The organism is Streptomyces argenteolus (assembly GCF_042902585.1).
Taxonomy (GTDB): domain Bacteria; phylum Actinomycetota; class Actinomycetes; order Streptomycetales; family Streptomycetaceae; genus Streptomyces; species Streptomyces argenteolus.
On the sequence record NZ_JBIBEG010000002.1, the window covers coordinates 615,409 to 632,174 of the forward strand.

Genomic DNA, 16,766 nt, shown 5'->3' on the forward strand with positions numbered 1-16,766 from the left:
ACCAGGGGATGCGGCCCTCGGCCGTGTGCGGCCGTCCTCATCCGCGGGAGCGCGCGCAAGGGCATTGACGGGTGCGGAGGTTGAACTTTACGGTCCGTTCGAGGTTACGAGCAGCATTCGAAATATCGAACGAGTAAGGAAGCCATGACCCGCACCGCGCGCTTCACCCTCGACCCGGCCTTCACCGTCGGCGACGTCGATCCCCGGCTCTTCGGCTCCTTCGTCGAGCACCTCGGCCGCTGCGTCTACGACGGCATATTCGAGCCCGGCCACCCGTCGGCGGACGAGGCCGGACTACGCACCGACGTCCTGGATCTCGTCCGGGAGCTCGGTGTCACCGCCATCCGCTACCCCGGCGGCAACTTCGTCTCCGGCTACCGCTGGGAGGACAGCGTCGGCCCCGCCGACGAGCGCCCCCGCCGTCTCGACCTCGCCTGGCGCTCCACCGAGACGAATCGTTTCGGCCTCTCCGAGTACATCGACTTCCTCCGCAAGGTGGGCCCGCAGGCCGAACCCATGCTCGCGGTCAACCTCGGCACCCGCGGCGTCCAGGAGGCCATCCAGCTCCAGGAGTACGCCAACCACCCCTCGGGCACCGAACTCTCCGACCGCCGCGTCGCCCACGGCGACAAGGACCCCTTCGGCATCAAGCTGTGGTGTCTGGGCAACGAGATGGACGGGCCCTGGCAGACCGGCCACAAGACCGCCGAGGAGTACGGCCGGATCGCCGCCGAGACCGCCCGCGCGATGCGGCAGATCGATCCGTCCGTCGAGCTGGTGGCCTGCGGTTCCTCCAGCCGCGCCATGCCGACCTTCGCCGCCTGGGAGGCGACGGTCCTCGCCGAAACCTACGACCTCGTCGACTACGTCTCGCTGCACGCCTACTACGAGGAGACCGACGGCGACCGCGACTCCTTCCTGGCCTCGGCCGTGGACATGGAGTCCTTCATCGAGAGCGTCGTCGCGACCTGCGACCACGTCGGGGCGCGCCTCAAGTCGACGAAGAAGATCAACCTCTCCTTCGACGAGTGGAACGTCTGGTACATGAACCGCTTCCAGAAGGAGGCGCAGGAGAACCCGCTCGACTGGCCCGAGGCGCCGCGACTGCTGGAGGACAACTACAGCGTCACCGACGCCGTCGTCTTCGGCAGCCTGCTCATCGCCCTGCTGCGCCACGCCGACCGGGTCACCGTCGCCTGTCTCGCCCAGCTGGTCAACGTGATCGCGCCCATCATGACCGAGCCCGGCGGACCGGCCTGGCGGCAGACCACCTTCTTCCCCTTCGCCCAGGCCGCGCGCCACGGGCGGGGCCAGGTCCTCGACGTACGGGTGGACTCGCCCACCTACGGGACGGCGAAGTACGGCGAGACGGACCTGCTGCATGCCACCGCCGTGCGCGACCCGGAGACGGGGGCCGTCACCGTCTTCGCCGTCAACCGCAGCCAGGACGCCGCGCTGCCGCTCGAAGTGGCCCTGCAGGGACTGGAGCTGACGGAGGTCGCCGAACACCAGGTCGTCGCGGACGCCGACCCGGAGGCCCGTAACACCCTGGCCGAGCCCGAGCGGGTCGTTCCGCACGCCGCCGAGGGCACCGAGCTGGCCGGCGGGACGCTCACCGCCGTGCTGGAGCCGCTGTCCTGGAACATGATCCGGCTGGTCTGAGCGCCGGACGCCGCGCCGCCCCCGGCCCGTGACGGGGGCGGCGCGGCGGATACGCTCCTGCGGCGCCGGGCCCGCGGGGCCGCAGGCCTGGACCGAGGGGGAGACATGGCGAGCGGTGAGGGACGGACGGACGGCGGTGCGCGGTACGCCGACGAGCTGACCACCGGCCAGGTGGAGGAGGTCGGCGACTTCCTGCTGTCCCGGCTGGAGCGGGCGGCAGGTGCGCACCCGCCGGGCAGCGAGGAGCGGATCACCGCCTCGGCACTGGAGGAGGCGGTGGCCGCGCTGGTCCTCACCCTGTGCTCCACCGCCACCGGCCGGCCCCCCGGCCGTGTCCGCGTCCGTGCCGGGGCGCCGCCGGCCCCCGTGCCGGGCGACGAGGAGCGCAGGGTGCGGGCCGAACTGCGGCTGGAGCGGATCCGGGAGGACTGGAACCGCCTCTGCGACCTGGCGGCGCAGTGGAGTTCCGTGCCCGGGTACCCGGGTTCCCACTGGCGCAGGATCGACTTCCGCGACGCCGCCCACGAGCGGTGGTACGACGAGCGGCGCCGGCAGGCCGCTGGGCCGCCCGGGCAGGACTGACGCCCGCCACGACCACGGACGGGGGCCCGCCCCCGGGGGGGGGGGGGGGGCGGCGGGGCGCCCGGGGGGGGGGGGGGGCGGGGGGGGGGGGGCCCGCCCCCCCCCCCCCCCCCGGCCGGGCCCCCCCCCCGGGGGGGGGGGGGGCCCCCGTCCGTGCGCCGGGGAGGCGGGTCAGCGGGCCGAGAAGGCGTGCACCGTTGTCGAGCGGTAGGTGTCGCCCGGGCGCAGCACCGTCGAGGGGAACGACGGCTGGTTGGGGGAGTCCGGGAAGTGCTGGGACTCCAGGCAGAAGGCGTCGCCCTGGCGGTAGACCCGCCCGGACGTACCCGTCAGCGTGCCGTCCAGGAAGTTCCCCGTGTAGACCTGCATGCCGGGCTCGGTCGTGTACATCTTCATCACCCGGCCCGAGCCGGGCTCCGTCACGGTCAGGGCGTACTCCGGACGGGCCGTGCTCCCCTTGTCCAGCACGTAGTTGTGGTCGATCCCCTTCCCGAACCCGATCTGCTCGTGCGGGGTGCGCACCGCCTCGCCGATGGCCCGCGCACGCCGGAAGTCGAACGGCGTACGCGCGACCGGGGCGAGCTCGCCCGTGGGGATCAGCGTGGCGCCGACCGGGGTGTAGCGCGCCGCCGCCAGCTCCAGCAGATGGCCGTCGACGCTTCCGCTGCCCTCACCCGCCAGGTTGAAGTAGGTGTGGCTGGTCAGGTTGAGCACCGTGGCGCGGTCGGTGGTCGCCGAGTAGTCGATGCGCCACTCGCCCCGCGAGGTCAGCGTGTAGACGACCCGGACGGCGAGCGTGCCCGGGTAGCCGGCCTCACCGTCCGGACTGGTCCGGGTGAGGACCAGCCCGACGTCGCCCCGCGAGGTGAACGGCTCGACGTCCCAGACCCGCTTGTCGAAGCCCTGGTCGCCACCGTGCAGGCTGTTCGTGTCGTCGTTGAGGGGCAGTTGGTGCGTCACACCGTCGAGCGTGAAGCGCCCCCCGGCTATGCGGTTGCCGTACCGCCCGATCAGCCCGCCGAAGTACGGCGACTTCGCCACGTAGTCCGCGAGGTTGCCGAAGCCGAGCGAGACGTTGGTCGTCCGGCCCCTGCGGTCCGGGACCTCCAGGGACTGGACGACGCCGCCCCAGGAGAGCACCCTCAGCCGGGTGCCGCCGTTGACGAGGCTCCAGCGGTGCACCTTCGTCCCGTCGGCGAGCCTGCCGAAGAGTTCCTTGGAGGGGGTGCGCCCGTCGCCCGCGGCGTGCGCGGCGGGGGCACCCGCCGCCACGGCCAGCCCGGCCGCGGCCGTGGCCGCCAGGACGGTGCGTCTGCTGGTTCCGGTCATGAAACAACTCCTGTCGTGAGAAGGGGTGTTACGAGCCGACCTTGCGCTTGTTCCAGACGTCGAAGCCGACGGCGGCCAGCAGCACCGCTCCCTTGATGACCTGCTGCCAGTCGGTGCCGATGCCGACGAGGTTCATACCGTTGTTCAGCACGCCCAGGACCAGGCCACCGATGATCGCGCCGAGGACCGTGCCGACGCCGCCGCTCATCGACGCGCCGCCGATGAACGAGGCGGCGATGGCCTCCAGCTCGAAGTTGAGGCCCGCCTTGGGCGAGGCCGCGTTGAAGCGGGCGGCGAAGACCAGACCCGCCAGGGCCGCGAGCATGCCCATGTTCAGGAAGACCAGGAAGGTGACCTTCTTGTCCTTCACGCCCGACAGCTTGGCCGCGGGCAGGTTGCCGCCGATGGCGTAGATGTGGCGGCCGATGATGGCGTTGCGCATCAGGTAGCCGAAGCCGACGACGAGCACGCCGAGGATGAGCAGCACGACCGGGGCGCCCTTGTAGCTGGCGAGCAGCATCGTGACGACGAGGACGGCCGATACCAGCGCGACCAGCTTCAGCAGGAACAGCTTGACCGGCACCACGTCGAGCGCGAACTCCTGCTGGCGCCTGCGGTCGCGGACCTCCTGGAAGACCACGAAGGCGATCAGGGCGAAGCCCAGCAGCAGCGTCAGGTTGTGGTAGTTGGTCTCCGGTCCCACCTCGGGCAGGAAGCCGTTGGCGATCTTCTGGAGGTCCTTCGGGAAGGGGCCGAGGGTCTGGCCCTTCAGGAAGATCTCCGTCAGACCGCGGAAGAGCAGCATCCCCGCCAGGGTCACGATGAAGGAGGGTATGCCGAGGTAGGCGATGAAGAAGCCCTGCACCGCGCCGGCGACGGCGCCGATGGCCAGGCAGAGCACCACGGCGAGCGGCCAGGCGAGGGAGTGCTCGACCATCAGTACGGCGGCCATCGCGCCGATGAACGCGGTCAGCGAGCCGACCGAGAGGTCGATGTGACCCGCGATGATGACGAGCATCATGCCGATCGCGAGGATCAGGATGTAGCTGTTCTGCAGTACCAGGTTGGAGACGTTGCGCGGCAGCAGCAGGTCGCCGTCCGACCACACCGCGAACAGCACCACGATCAGGCCGAGCGCCATCAGCATGCCGTACTGGCGCATGTTGCGGCGCATGCCGGCGAGCATCAGCTGCAGCAGGCCCTCGCCGGAGGCGGACCCGCCCTTGCCGGGCGGCGCGGGGGCCGGGGTCTTGGCAGTCACGTCCGTGCTCATCGGGTTACCTCTTTGTCCTTCGTCATCTGACGCATCAGCGCTTCCTGCGAGGCCTCGGCCCGGGTGAACTCACCCGTCAGCCGTCCCGCGGCCATCGTGTAGATGCGGTCGCACATGCCGAGCAGCTCCGGCAGTTCGGAGGAAATGAAGACGACCGCCTTGCCCTGGGCGGCCAGCCGGTCGATGACCGTGTAGATCTCGTACTTGGCGCCCACGTCGATCCCGCGCGTCGGCTCGTCCAGGATCAGCACCTCGGGACCCGCGAAGATCCACTTGCTGAGGACGACCTTCTGCTGGTTGCCGCCGGACAGCTTGCCCACCGGCTCGAAGACCGTCGGCGCCTTGATGTTCATGGAGGTGCGGAAGCCCTCGGCGACCTGCCGTTCGCCGTGCTCGTCGACCACACCCCGCTTGGCGACCTTGCCCAGCGCCGTCAGCGAGATGTTCCGGTTGATGGTGTCGATGAGGTTGAGGCCGTAGTGCTTGCGGTCCTCGGTGGCGTACGCGATGCCGTGGCCGACCGCCTCCGGAACGGTCTTGGTGCGGACCTCGGTGCCGTCCCGCAGGACGGTGCCGCCCGCGTACCGGCCGTACGAGCGGCCGAAGACGCTCATCGCCAGTTCGGTGCGGCCGGCGCCCATCAGCCCGGCGATACCGACGATCTCGCCGCGCCTGACCTCGATCGAGACGTCGTCGACGACCTTGCGCTGCTGGTCGATGGGGTGGTGCACCGTCCAGTTGCGGATCTCCAGGGCGGGGGCGGTCCCCTCCTCCGGGTGGTGCGGGGTCCGCTCCGGGAAGCGGTGCTCCAGGTCGCGGCCGACCATGCCGCTGATGATCCGGTCCTCGGTCGTCTCCGCCGCCTTCACGTCGAGCGTCTCGATGGAGCGCCCGTCGCGGATGATCGTGACCGAGTCGGCGACCCGGCGGATCTCGTTCAGCTTGTGCGAGATGATGATCGAGGTGATGCCCTGGTCCTTCAGCGAAAGGATCAGGTCGAGGAGTTTTCCGCTGTCCTCGTCGTTGAGCGCCGCGGTCGGCTCGTCGAGGATGAGCAGCTTCACCTTCTTCGACAGGGCCTTGGCGATCTCCACCAGCTGCTGCTTGCCCACGCCGATGTCGGCGACGCGGGTCTCCGGGTGCTCGTCGAGGCCGACCCGGCGCAGCAGTTCACCGGCGTGCCTGAGGGTGTCGTTCCAGTTGATCAGCCCGCGCCGTGCGTGCTCGTTGCCGAGGAAGATGTTCTCCGCGATGGAGAGATACGGCACCAGCGCCAGCTCCTGGTGGATGATCACGATGCCGTGCTGCTCGCTCGCCCGGATGTCCTTGAACCGGCAGGTCTCGCTCTCGAAGAGGACGTCCCCCTCGTAGCTGCCGTGCGGATGGACGCCGGAAAGCACCTTCATCAGGGTGGACTTGCCGGCGCCGTTCTCACCGCAGATGGCGTGGACCTCGCCCTGACGGACGGTCAGTGTGACGTCCGACAGCGCTTTGACACCGGGAAAGGTCTTGACGATCGAGCGCATTTCCAGGACGGGTCCCGCCATGGTCTTGCCTTCCAATCCTTGAGGGGAGCCCGGTTACTTGAGGTCGTTCGCGGTGTAGTACCCGCCGTCGACGAGGACCTTCTCGTAGTTGGCCTTGTCGACGCTGACCGGCTGGAGCAGGAAGGCGGGGACGACCTTGGCACCGTTGTCGTAGGACTTGGTGTCGTTCGTCTCGGGCTTCTTGTCGTTCAGGACCGCGTCGACCATGTTCGAGGCGACCTTGGCCAGCTGGCGGAGGTCCTTGTAGACCGTCTGCGTCTGCTCGCCCGCGATGATCGACTTCACGGACGCCACCTCGGCGTCCTGGCCCGTGACGACCGGCAGCGGCTTGGCCTTGGTGCCGTAACCGTCCGACTTCAGGGCGGAGAGGATGCCGATGGAGATGCCGTCGTACGGGGAGAGGACGGCGTCCACCCGGGTGCTGCGGTAGCTGGACGTCAGCAGGTCGTCCATGCGCTTCTGCGCGGTGCCGCCGTCCCAGCGGAGGGTGGTGACCTGGTTGAGGGCGGTCTGCTTGGACCTGACGACCAGCTCACCCTTGTCCACGTACGGCTGCAGGACGTTCATCGCGCCCTGGAAGAAGTACTTGGTGTTGTTGTCGTCGTTGGAGCCGGCGAACAGCTCGATGCTGAAGGGGCCCTTCTTGCCGTCCTCCAGGCCGAGCTTGTCCACGATGTACGTGCCCTGGAGCTCGCCGACCTTCTCGTTGTCGAACGAGGCGTAGTAGTCGACGTTCTCCGTGCCGAGGATCAGCCGGTCGTAGGAGATCACCGGGATGTCGGCGTCCTTGGCCTGCTGAAGCACGTTGTCGAGCGACTTGTTGTCGATCGCGGCCACGATCAGGGCGTCCACACCCTGCGTGATCATGTTCTCGATCTGCGAGACCTGCTGGTCCGGGTCGTCCTCACCGTAGACGAGCTTGGTCTCGTACCCCTTGGCCTTCAGTTCCTTCACGACGTTGGCCCCGTCGGAGATCCAGCGCTCCGAGGACTTGGTCGGCATCGCGACGCCGATGGTGGCGCTGTCGGAACCGCCCTTCTTCTCCTCGCTGCCACCCTCGCTGTTCTGACCGCAGGCGGTCAGCGCCAGGGCGAGGGAGGCGGCGGAGGCTATGGCGGCACATGCGGCTCTGCTGTTGCGCATAGTCATCATCCTTGATGTGGGTCAGGGCTCGGTCCGGTGCTGAAATCGCCGACGGCTGATCGACCGAGAAACAGGTGTGTGGGATTGTGCGCGGCTGTGTCTTCTTTTGGGGAGTGAAGTTTCCGGAACGTTATGACGAGATGGCGAACCGGTTGAGCGGGCCCGGCAGTCGGCTCCCGAGAGCGGCCATGTCCCCGTCCGCCCCGTGCCGGGCGAGCAGGTCCAGCGCGAGCCGGCCACGCCGCACCCGCTCCTTGGCCGTGGACAGCGCCAGCTCGCGCAGGTGCTGGCCGTAGGGGTAGATGCCGGGGGACTTGGAGAGGCCGAACTTCAGGTACAGCGGGGCGCCGCGCCGGATCAGCTCGGCGACCTCGTACATCCGCACATAGCCGCCGAGGTCGTCCGGGGCCTCGATGTAGAGGTCCATGGGAGCTCTCGACACCCTCCGGATCTCGGTGAACTGAGCGAGCGTCAGGTCCGAGGGGATGTTGATCGAGTCGGCGCCGAGCTGCTCGAACACGGCGAACGAGGCCGGGTTCACCGGCCCGATGAGCGCCGACACCTTGAAGGTGGTGTCCGCGGGCAGGACCCCCTGCTCGCGCAGCCGGTGCAGCGTCCACAGCACCCCCTCGTCGGCCACCAGCAGGCACTTCACGCCCAGCTCGGTGGCCCGCAGGGCGTCCTCGACGCAGCCGGCCAGCGCGTCGTGGCCCCGGGAGCGCAGGCCGGCGCCGCCGGAGTCCGTGCGGACCGAGGCGCCGGTGTCCCAGGTGCCGCGCGGTCCGGTGAACAGGCAGAGCTCGATGTCGCGTTCGGCGCAGCCCTCCACCATCTCGGTGATCTCCGCGTCGGTCAGCATCCAGATGCCGCTGCCCTGGCTGATGCGGTGGACGGGGACGCCGAGCCTGGCGGACTCCTTCAGTACGACGCCGAGGGCCTCCGGGCCTTCCACGGACGGCACCTCGGTGCGCCAGCTCCCGCCCCCCGGGAAGGAGTGCGCGGAGGCGTCGGCCGGGGACAGGGGTGCCGGGCCGAGGCCGAGCGCGGTGAGCGCGGCGTCGCCGGGGCGGCGAGGGCCGGCGGCACCGGGGGAAGAGACAGGGGCGTCTTTCACGACAGGTCCTTCACGTTCGGTATTTCGGACGACATTCGGATCTTTGGGTGTACGCCGGTACGGAGGCGGTCAGGGCGCCCCGTACCGGCGTACGGATCAGGGCGGGCCCGTCACGGCCGCAGCAGCACCTTCCCGGTCTCCGGGTCCCCGGACCCCACCAGCGCGACCGCCTCGGCGAACCGCTCCAGCGGGAACTCGTGGGTGATCAGGGGTGCCGGGTCGAGCAGTCCGGCCGTGAACGCCCGCACCGCGTACGACCAGGCCGAGGAAGGGGCCCCGAACACGCTGCGCACGGTGAGCTGGCTCAGGGACAGATGGACCGGGTCGATCCCCAGGGCGCCCGGGGTGAACATCCCGGTGAGCACGACGCGCCCGCCGCGCCGCGCCAGCAGGCACGCGTCGGCCGCGGTGGAAGGGGCTCCGGCCGTCTCCACGACCAGGTCGTACCGGCCCCGCACCTCCTCGGCCTCCTCGGGGACCCGGGCCTCGTCCGCCCCGAAGCCCCGTGCGAGGGAGGCCCGCTCCCGCCTCGGGTCGATCACGGTGAGCTCCGCGGGCGAGAGGGCCGCCAGCAGTTGCACCGCGAGCAGCCCGAGCGTGCCCGCCCCCAGCACGGCGATCCGCTCACCCGGCTCCGGTGCCCCGGCCCGTACGGCAGCCGCGATCACCGCCGCCGGCTCCAGCAGGGCCGCGGCCCGCAGATCGGCGTCGTCGGCCAGTGGGTGCAGCAGCCGCGCGGGGACCACCAGGTGGTCGGCGAACGCGCCGGGCCGGGTGAAGCCCGTCTCGTCGTACCCCGCCGTGCACAGGGAGGTCTCCCCGTACCGGCACCGCTCGCAGCGACCGCAGGCCCGGAAGCCCTCGGCGACCGTGCGCCGCCCGGTGAGGGACGGATCGACGCCCTCGCCCACGGCGTCCACGGTCCCCGACCACTCGTGACCCGGGACCACGGGGTAGCGCACGTAGGCCGCGTCACGATGGCCGTCGTACACCTCGCGGTCGCTCATGCAGATCCCCGCGGCGGCGACGCGCACCCTGACCTCGCCGGGGCCCGGCTCCGGGAGCGGCCCCTCGGTCAGCACATGGCTGCCGGGCCGGTCCACGGTCAACGAGCGGGAGAGGGACGTCACTTGGGCTGCCTCTTCTCCCAGCCGTCCGCCCACAGGTCGAACCGGGCCTGCTGCTGCGGGAACTCGGCCGCCGCGTCCACGTCCAGCTCCACGCCGAGCCCGGGAGCGTCGGAGAGCTCGAAGCAGCCGGTGGCGGGGTCGACCGTCGGAGCGCCCTTGACGACCTTCTTGATGTCGGCGTCCGCGAAGTCGTTGAAGTGTTCCAGGATCTTGAAGTTGGGGGTGCAGCCGGCGACCTGGAGGCTGGCCGCGGTCAGCACCGAACCGCCCACGTTGTGCGGCGCGATCAGCATGTAGTGGGTCTCCGCGGTCGCCGCGAGCTTGCGGGTCTCCAGGATGCCGCCGATGTGGCCCACGTCCGGCTGGATGATGTCGACGGCCTGCGACTCGAAGAGCTCGCGGAACTCGATCCGGTCGTGGATGCGCTCGCCCGTCGCGATCGGCATGTCGACCTTCTCCGCGACCTTGCTCAGCGCCTTGAGGTTCTCCGGCGGCACCGGCTCCTCCAGCCACGCGGGCCTGAACGGCGCCATCTCATGGGCGATCCGCACCGCCGTCGAGGGGCTGAACCGGCCGTGCATCTCCAGCATCAGCTCGGTGTCGGGGCCGATGGCGTCCCGCACCGCCTCGATGAGGGAGACGGCGTAACGGGTCTCCTCCTGGCCCAGCTCGAAGTGGCCCGTGCCGAAGGGGTCGATCTTGAGCGCGCGGTAACCGCGCTCGACGACTCCCTGCGCCGCCTTGTGGTACGCCTCGGGGGTGCGCTCGGTGGTGTACCAGCCGTTGGCGTACGCCTTGACCCGGTCGGTGACCTTCCCGCCGAGCAGCTGCCAGACGGGGACACCGAGCGCCTTGCCCTTGATGTCCCAGCACGCCATCTCGATGACCGCGATGCCGGACATCACGATCTCACCGGCCCGCCCGTAGTCGCCGTACTTCATGCGCTTGACGAGGTCCTCGACGGCGAACGGGTCGCTGCCGGTGATGTGGTTGGCCGACGCCTCGCGCAGATAGCCGAGCAGTGCGTCCGTGCGGCCCAGCATCCGGGTCTCGCCGACCCCGGTGAGGCCCTCATCGGTGTGAACCTGGACGTAGGTGAGGTTGCGCCACGGCGTGCCGACGACATGCGTGCTGATTCCGGTGATGCGCACGTGTGTTGCCTCTCAACGTGTTCGGTATTTCGTCGCTCGTTCGAAATGCTGGCGTGACGGTAATGACGGGCCAGGGCAGGTGTCAATGGTTCGCGTAAGACCGGTCGGCACATGAGGGGTGGGAGAAGGAGCGGGACTGGGTGCGTGCACCTGCAAGGCGGAGGATCGAGGCATGGCGGAGCCATGGTGATTGACGACAACGCCGCGGGTGTGCGTGCCCAGGCCCGCGACGCCGCTCCTCATGTGCCGACCGGTCTGGGTACGCTGGCGTCATGAGCGATCTCGGGGCGGGTCTCGGTTACTTGATCAAGGGCCAGCGCTGGGCCTTCGGGCACGGCCGCTGGTTCGGATTCGGCCTGCTCCCGGCCCTGATCACCCTCGTCGTCTACACGGGCGCGCTGACCGGACTCGGTTACGGCGCCGACGACTTCGTCGCCTGGGCCACCCCGTTCGCCGACGACTGGTCGTCACCCTGGCTGGGGCTCCTGCGCAACACCCTCGTGGCCCTGGTCTTCATCCTCGGGATATTCCTCGCGGTCATCACCTTCACCGCGGTCACCCTGCTGATCGGCCAGCCCTTCTACGAGTCGCTGTCCGAGGCGGTCGACCGCAGCGAGGGCGGCGAGGTCCCCGAGTCCGGCCTGCCGCTCTGGCGCGAACTGTGGATCTCCGCCCGCGACTCCGTCCGCATCCTGCTGCGCGTCGCGGTCTACGGCGTGCTGCTCTTCGCCCTCGGGTTCGTCCCCGTCCTCGGGCAGACCGTCGTCCCCGCCCTCGGCTTCTGCGTCTCCGGCTACTTCCTCTCCCAGGAGCTGACCTCCGTGGCCCTCCAGCGCCGCGGCATGGTCCTCAAGGACCGGCTCGCGCTGCTGCGCGGCCGGCGCGCGATGGCGCTCGGCTTCGGCGTGCCGCTCGCGCTCGCCTTCCTCGTGCCCTTCGTCGCCGTCCTGCTGATGCCGGGAGCCGTCGCCGGCGCCACCCTCCTGGTCCGCGACCTCACGGCGGCCCCGGAGGACCCGGAGCCGGCCGGCGAGCCGCCCGCGCTGCGCAAGTCCTGAACCGGGGCCACGCGGGGGCTCAGCGCAGCGAGAAGCCGTACACCGTCGTCGAGGTGAACTCCTCGCCGGGCCGCAGCACCGTGCTCGGGAACTCCGGGCGGTTCGGGGAGTCGGGGAAGTGCTGCGTCTCCAGCGCGATCCCCGCGCACGGCTCGAACGGGCCCTCGCCGAGGTGGTCCGCGGTGTAGAGCTGCAGACCCGGCTCCGTCGTACGGACCGTCAGCACGCGCCCCGACGCAGGGTCGTGGAGTTCGGCGACCGGCCCGCCGGCCGTGTCGTCCAGCACGTAGTTGGTGTCGTAGCCCGGGCCCAGCGGCCTCGCCGTCCGGAAGTCGAAGCGGGTTCCCTCCACCGGGGTGAGCGCGCCCGTCGGGATCGACTCCTCGTCGGACGGGGTGATCCGCCCGGCCGCGAGCCGCAGTTCGTGCCCGAGCGCGCTCCCGCCGGCCGCCCCGGCGAGGTTCCAGTACGTGTGGTTCGTCAGGTTCACCACGGTCGGCGCGTCCGTCGTCGCCCGGTAGCCGATCCGCAGCGCCCCGTCCTCGTCCAGGGTGTACGCCACCGAGACCTCCAGCCGCCCCGGGAAGCCCTCCTCACCGTCCTCGGCGACCAGGGAGAGCCGCACGCCGTCCGGCAGCTCCTCGGCGTCCCACACGCGCTTGTCGAAGCCGCGCTCCCCGCCGTGCAGCGTGTTGCGGCCCTCGTTGCGCGTCAGCTCGTGCCGGCGGCCGTCCAGCACGAAGGAGCCGCCGCCGATCCGGTTGGCGTACCGGCCGACCACGGCGCCGAAATAGGGGCCCGTGTACGTCTCGTAGTCCCGGACGTCCGGCAGCCCGAGGGCGATCTCGGCGCGGGTACCGTCCCGGCCGGGCACCTCCACCGACTGCACCACCGCGCCGTACGTCAGTACCCGCACCCGTGTGCCCCCGCGCTCCAGGGTCCAGCGGCTGACCGCGGTGCCGTCCGTGAGGGGGGAGAAGTCTTCGCTGCGTACCGCTGTACCCGTCGTCACGATCAAGAACTTTACGCCGGTGGGGCCGCCGCGGTGACATGACGGTAGGCGATCTCCGCCAGTCTGGCCTGGCCGTCGCGCCCCGGATGGAACCAGTCCCACTCGCTGAGCTGCTTGCCGGTGAACCGGTAGTCGAAGACCGCCCCGCCGTCGTAGCGGCAGCGCTCGTCCCGCGCGCAGACCTCCCGCAGCACCTCGTTGTACGCGACGACCCGCTCACGCACCGCGTCGCGCCGGGCGACGGCCGCCGCTCCCATGTCGTCCGCGTCCGCCAGCATCGACCGGCAGATCCCCAGCTTCCAGATCTGCTTGCCCAGCGGGTTCTCACGCCCCGTCGACCAGAGCCGCTTGAGGTCCGGCACGCTCGACACGTACACCTGCGCCTTCGGGGCGGTGGCGCGCAGCTGCCGCATCGACGCCTCGAAGGAGGCCCGGAAGCCGGCCACCGGGGTCATCAGGCCGACCGAGTCCCGGCAGGCGTCGTTCGCGCCGATCATCACCGTGACCAGTTCCGGCTTCTCCTGCGCGGCCAGCGCCATCTGCTCCGGCAGCTGGGCCATCCTGGCCCCCGACACGGCATGGTTCGAGCTGCGGGTCGCGGCCTTCGACGTCCCCAGGAGCCGCACGGCCAGGCTCCGCACGCTCGCGTCCGACCCCGTCGCCCACGACACCTCAGGGCAGTCCGCCAGGATCGAGCAGGCGTCGAAGCCCCGCGTGATGGAGTCCCCGACGGCGGCCAGCGAGGCGGGACTCGCGTCCCACGAGAAGGCCGGGGAGGGGGAGGGGCTCCGGGGTGCCGCCGCGCCCGGCGCGGCCCCGCCCTCGTCCGTGGTGCAGCCGCCCGTGAGTGCGACGGTGGCGACCGACACGACCGCCGTCAGAGTGGCTGCCGCCCTGCGGGCGCGACGACGTGACGAACGCTCAGGCATCCCTGGTTCCCCTCCGGTCACACGGGTGATTGTGCCCCTGGCACCGGCGGACAGCCCCAGGTGGCGGGCCTCCGCGCCCTCGCGGGTGAATGGTGTGCGAATCATGGGCCCAGGACCGACCGTACGTCACACACCCGGCCCCGGCGCACGGTAGCTTTTCCCCGTCGAACCAGAGGCGCCCGGCCGGTCCGCGAAGCGACAGCGGGTCCGGTAAGTTCTCTCACGTCACATACTGTCCCTTTTCAGGAGATTCACTCCCGATGCTGTTTACTGATGACGACCTCGGGAGCCGTCCGGGAAGAGACGGTACGGGCGCGAGGCCGCTGGGGAAGGCGAACCTCGTCCCACACTGGAGGTCCCGGTGACGACACGTGGAGTTCTGTACGTTCACTCCGCACCGCGCGCGCTGTGCCCGCATGTCGAATGGGCGGTGGCGGGTGTACTCGGTGTGCGGGTCCAGCTCGACTGGATCAGACAGCCGGCCGCGCCCAGCACCTGGCGGTCGGAATTCTCCTGGAAGGGCCGTGCCGGCACGGCTTCGGAGCTGGCCTCGGCCCTCCGTGGCTGGGACCTGCTGCGCTTCGAGGTGACGGCCGAGCCGTGCCCCACGGCGGAGGGCGAGCGCTACAGCTCGACGCCCGGACTCGGCATCTTCCACGCCGTGACCGGCATGCACGGCGACATCCTGGTGCCCGAGGACCGTCTGAGGGCGGCGCTGGCGCGATCGATGCGCGGCGAGAGCGACCTGGAGGCCGAGGTCGCCAAGCTGCTGGGCAAGCCGTGGGACGACGAGCTGGAGTCCTTCCGCCACGCCGGCGAGGGCGCGCCCGTGCGGTGGCTCCACCAGGTGGTGTGAGGGCGCCCGGCGTGGGCCTGATCGCCGCTGCTTCCTGAGCAGAAACGTTCTGCTTGGGGTCGGGGCACGCCGGAGGGCGCTGAGCCACAGCACTGTGCGGCCGTCCGCCTCCGCCGTCCGCCTCCGCCGTGCCCCCGTGCCCCGTGCCCCGTGGCCCCCGGGCGCCCGAGGAAGCCCTGCCCGTCCAGGAAGCAGCGGCTCCGGACTGGACCACGGCCCAGAGGCCGATGAGCCTCGCGAAGCCCGCCCGCACCCGCAGCCACCCCGCGCACACCCGCACATGCGGGAGGCCCGCCTCCCGGAGCGGGAAGCGGGCCTCTCGGCGGAGTGTCCGGGTCAGACCGAACGGAACGCCAGTACGACGTTGTGGCCGCCGAAGCCGAACGAGTTGTTGATCGCGGCGATCGAACCTTCCGGCAGCGCACGCGGCTCACCGCGCACGACGTCGGCCTCGATCGCCTCGTCGAGGTCGTCGACGTTGATGGTCGGCGGGGCCGTCCGGTGGTGCAGGGCCAGCACGGTCGCCACGGTCTCGATGCCGCCCGCGCCACCGAGGAGGTGACCCGTCATCGACTTCGTGGCGGAGATCGCGACGTGGTCGAGGTCGTCGCCCAGCACCGCACGCAGCGCCTTGATCTCCGCGATGTCGCCCTGCGGGGTGGACGTGGCGTGCGCGTTGAGGTGCACGACCTCCGACGGCTTGAGGTCCGTGGAGTCCAGCAGGTTCTGCATCGCGGCGGCGATGCCGCGCCCCGTGGGCTCGGGCTGCGCGATGTGGTGGGCGTCGGCGGACAGGCCCTGGCCCAGCACTTCGCAGTAGACCTTGGCGCCCCGGGCGGCGGCGTGCTCGGCCGACTCCAGGATCACGACGCCCGCGCCCTCACCGAGGACGAAGCCGTCACGGCCGGTGTCGTACGGACGCGAGGCCTTCTCGGGCTCGTCGTTGCTCTTGGACATCGCCATCATGTTGGCGAAGGCGGCGATCGGCAGCGGGTGGATGGCCGCCTCGGTGCCACCGGCGACGACCACGTCGGCACGGCCGGTGCGGATCATCTCGACGGCGTAACCGATGGCCTCCGCGCCCGACGCGCAGGCGGAGACGGGGGTGTGGACACCGGCCTGGGCGTTGACCTCCAGGCCGACGTTGGCCGCCGGGCCGTTGGGCATGAGCATGGGAACGGTGTGCGGGGAGACGCGGCGTACGCCCTTCTCCTTCAGCACGTCGTACTGGTCGAGCAGGGTGATCACGCCGCCGATGCCGGAGGCGATGACCGAGCCCAGACGCTCGGGCTGGATCTTGTCGTCCTCACCGGCCTTGCCGGTGAAGCCCGCGTCGGCCCAGGCCTCGCGAGCGGCGATCAGCGCGAACTGCGCCGAGCGGTCCAGCTTGCGGGCGAGCGGACGGGGGAGGACCTCGCCGGGGTCGACAGCCGCGAGGGCGGCGATCCGGACGGGCAGTTCGGCGAAACGTTCGCCCTCGAGAGGCTTGACGCCGGACCTGCCGGCCATCAGACCTTCCCAGGTCGATGCGGAGTCGCCACCCAGCGGAGTGGTTGCGCCGATACCGGTGACGACCACGGTGCGATTGGTCGGGCTCACTGGAAAATCTTCTCCACGTGTAGAGGGTCGTGAATCAGCGGCGCCACCGCCGGGTGGCGACACACGGGACGGGCTGGGATCAGCCCTGGTGCTTCAGGATGTAGTCGGCGGCGTCGCCGACCGTCTTGAGGTTCTTGACGTCCTCGTCGGGGATCTTGACGTCGAAGCGCTCTTCGGCGGCGACGACGACCTCGACCATGGACAGCGAGTCGACGTCCAGGTCGTCGGTGAAGGACTTGTCCAGCTGGACGTCCTCGACCGGGATACCGGCGATCTCGTTGACGATCTCGGCGAGACCGGTGACGATCTCTTCCTGAGTGGCGGCCATGTTGGCGCTCCTTCGATGTGTTTCTGCAGGGTTCGGGCGTGCGGACCGAAAGG

The 16,766-nt window shown here is 70.5% G+C and carries 15 protein-coding genes; 4 read left to right on the plus strand and 11 right to left on the minus strand.

What is annotated here, in order from left to right:
* The first annotated feature begins 144 nt into the window (after positions 1-144).
* Both arfA and ACFY8O_RS09310 read left to right on the plus strand, forming a co-directional pair.
* Positions 145-1,662: an arabinosylfuranosidase ArfA gene (arfA, locus tag ACFY8O_RS09305; RefSeq protein ID WP_387900268.1), complete on the plus strand. Its 1,518-nt coding sequence runs from the start codon at positions 145-147 to the stop codon at positions 1,660-1,662.
* Between the two features lie 105 nt (positions 1,663-1,767).
* On the plus strand, positions 1,768-2,244 hold the full coding sequence (locus ACFY8O_RS09310) for a hypothetical protein (RefSeq protein WP_387900270.1): 477 nt from the start codon (positions 1,768-1,770) through the stop codon (positions 2,242-2,244).
* A 171-nt stretch (positions 2,245-2,415) separates the two neighbouring features.
* Here ACFY8O_RS09310 and ACFY8O_RS09315 read toward each other — a convergent pair whose 3' ends face one another.
* The 7 genes from ACFY8O_RS09315 to ACFY8O_RS09345 form a co-directional block, all read right to left on the minus strand.
* On the minus strand, positions 2,416-3,573 hold the full coding sequence (locus tag ACFY8O_RS09315; RefSeq protein ID WP_387900272.1) for an aldose epimerase family protein: 1,158 nt from the start codon (positions 3,571-3,573) through the stop codon (positions 2,416-2,418).
* Between the two features lie 28 nt (positions 3,574-3,601).
* Positions 3,602-4,846, minus strand: a complete 1,245-nt coding sequence (gene mmsB / locus ACFY8O_RS09320; RefSeq protein WP_145801688.1) for a multiple monosaccharide ABC transporter permease — start codon at positions 4,844-4,846, stop codon at positions 3,602-3,604.
* Positions 4,843-6,393: a multiple monosaccharide ABC transporter ATP-binding protein gene (gene mmsA, locus ACFY8O_RS09325; RefSeq protein ID WP_145801689.1), complete on the minus strand. Its 1,551-nt coding sequence runs from the start codon at positions 6,391-6,393 to the stop codon at positions 4,843-4,845. The genes mmsB and mmsA overlap by 4 nt, the downstream gene beginning before the upstream one ends.
* Positions 6,394-6,426: 33 nt before the next feature.
* Positions 6,427-7,536, minus strand: a complete 1,110-nt coding sequence (chvE, locus tag ACFY8O_RS09330; protein ID WP_145801690.1) for a multiple monosaccharide ABC transporter substrate-binding protein — start codon at positions 7,534-7,536, stop codon at positions 6,427-6,429.
* A 130-nt stretch (positions 7,537-7,666) separates the two neighbouring features.
* Positions 7,667-8,650, minus strand: a complete 984-nt coding sequence (locus tag ACFY8O_RS09335) for a hypothetical protein (protein WP_145801691.1) — start codon at positions 8,648-8,650, stop codon at positions 7,667-7,669.
* Between the two features lie 110 nt (positions 8,651-8,760).
* A complete protein-coding gene (locus ACFY8O_RS09340) occupies positions 8,761-9,780 on the minus strand; it encodes a zinc-dependent alcohol dehydrogenase (protein WP_387900276.1) in 1,020 nt (339 codons plus the stop codon).
* Complete coding sequence (locus ACFY8O_RS09345; protein ID WP_145801694.1) at positions 9,777-10,931, minus strand: mandelate racemase/muconate lactonizing enzyme family protein; 1,155 nt, start codon at positions 10,929-10,931, stop codon at positions 9,777-9,779. Before ACFY8O_RS09345 ends, ACFY8O_RS09340 begins: the two co-directional genes overlap by 4 nt.
* Before the next feature lie 272 nt (positions 10,932-11,203).
* Here ACFY8O_RS09345 and ACFY8O_RS09350 point away from each other — a divergent pair, with 272 nt between their 5' ends.
* On the plus strand, positions 11,204-11,989 hold the full coding sequence (locus tag ACFY8O_RS09350; RefSeq protein WP_387900278.1) for an EI24 domain-containing protein: 786 nt from the start codon (positions 11,204-11,206) through the stop codon (positions 11,987-11,989).
* Between the two features lie 19 nt (positions 11,990-12,008).
* Here ACFY8O_RS09350 and ACFY8O_RS09355 read toward each other — a convergent pair whose 3' ends face one another.
* Both ACFY8O_RS09355 and ACFY8O_RS09360 read right to left on the minus strand, forming a co-directional pair.
* Positions 12,009-13,007, minus strand: coding sequence for an aldose epimerase family protein (locus ACFY8O_RS09355; protein ID WP_208765919.1), 999 nt, complete (start codon positions 13,005-13,007; stop codon positions 12,009-12,011).
* A 5-nt stretch (positions 13,008-13,012) separates the two neighbouring features.
* The gene (locus ACFY8O_RS09360; protein WP_387900281.1) at positions 13,013-13,930 is read right to left on the minus strand and encodes an SGNH/GDSL hydrolase family protein; all 918 of its coding nucleotides are present in this window, start codon (positions 13,928-13,930) and stop codon (positions 13,013-13,015) included.
* Positions 13,931-14,291: 361 nt separating this feature from the next.
* Here ACFY8O_RS09360 and ACFY8O_RS09365 point away from each other — a divergent pair, with 361 nt between their 5' ends.
* The gene (locus tag ACFY8O_RS09365; RefSeq protein ID WP_145801698.1) at positions 14,292-14,786 is read left to right on the plus strand and encodes a DUF3145 domain-containing protein; all 495 of its coding nucleotides are present in this window, start codon (positions 14,292-14,294) and stop codon (positions 14,784-14,786) included.
* Between the two features lie 336 nt (positions 14,787-15,122).
* Here ACFY8O_RS09365 and fabF read toward each other — a convergent pair whose 3' ends face one another.
* Together fabF and ACFY8O_RS09375 are read right to left on the minus strand one after the other, a co-directional pair.
* Positions 15,123-16,385, minus strand: a complete 1,263-nt coding sequence (fabF, locus tag ACFY8O_RS09370; RefSeq protein WP_145801699.1) for a beta-ketoacyl-ACP synthase II — start codon at positions 16,383-16,385, stop codon at positions 15,123-15,125.
* Between the two features lie 79 nt (positions 16,386-16,464).
* The gene (locus ACFY8O_RS09375) at positions 16,465-16,713 is read right to left on the minus strand and encodes an acyl carrier protein (RefSeq protein WP_014045780.1); all 249 of its coding nucleotides are present in this window, start codon (positions 16,711-16,713) and stop codon (positions 16,465-16,467) included.
* Positions 16,714-16,766 lie beyond the last annotated feature (53 nt).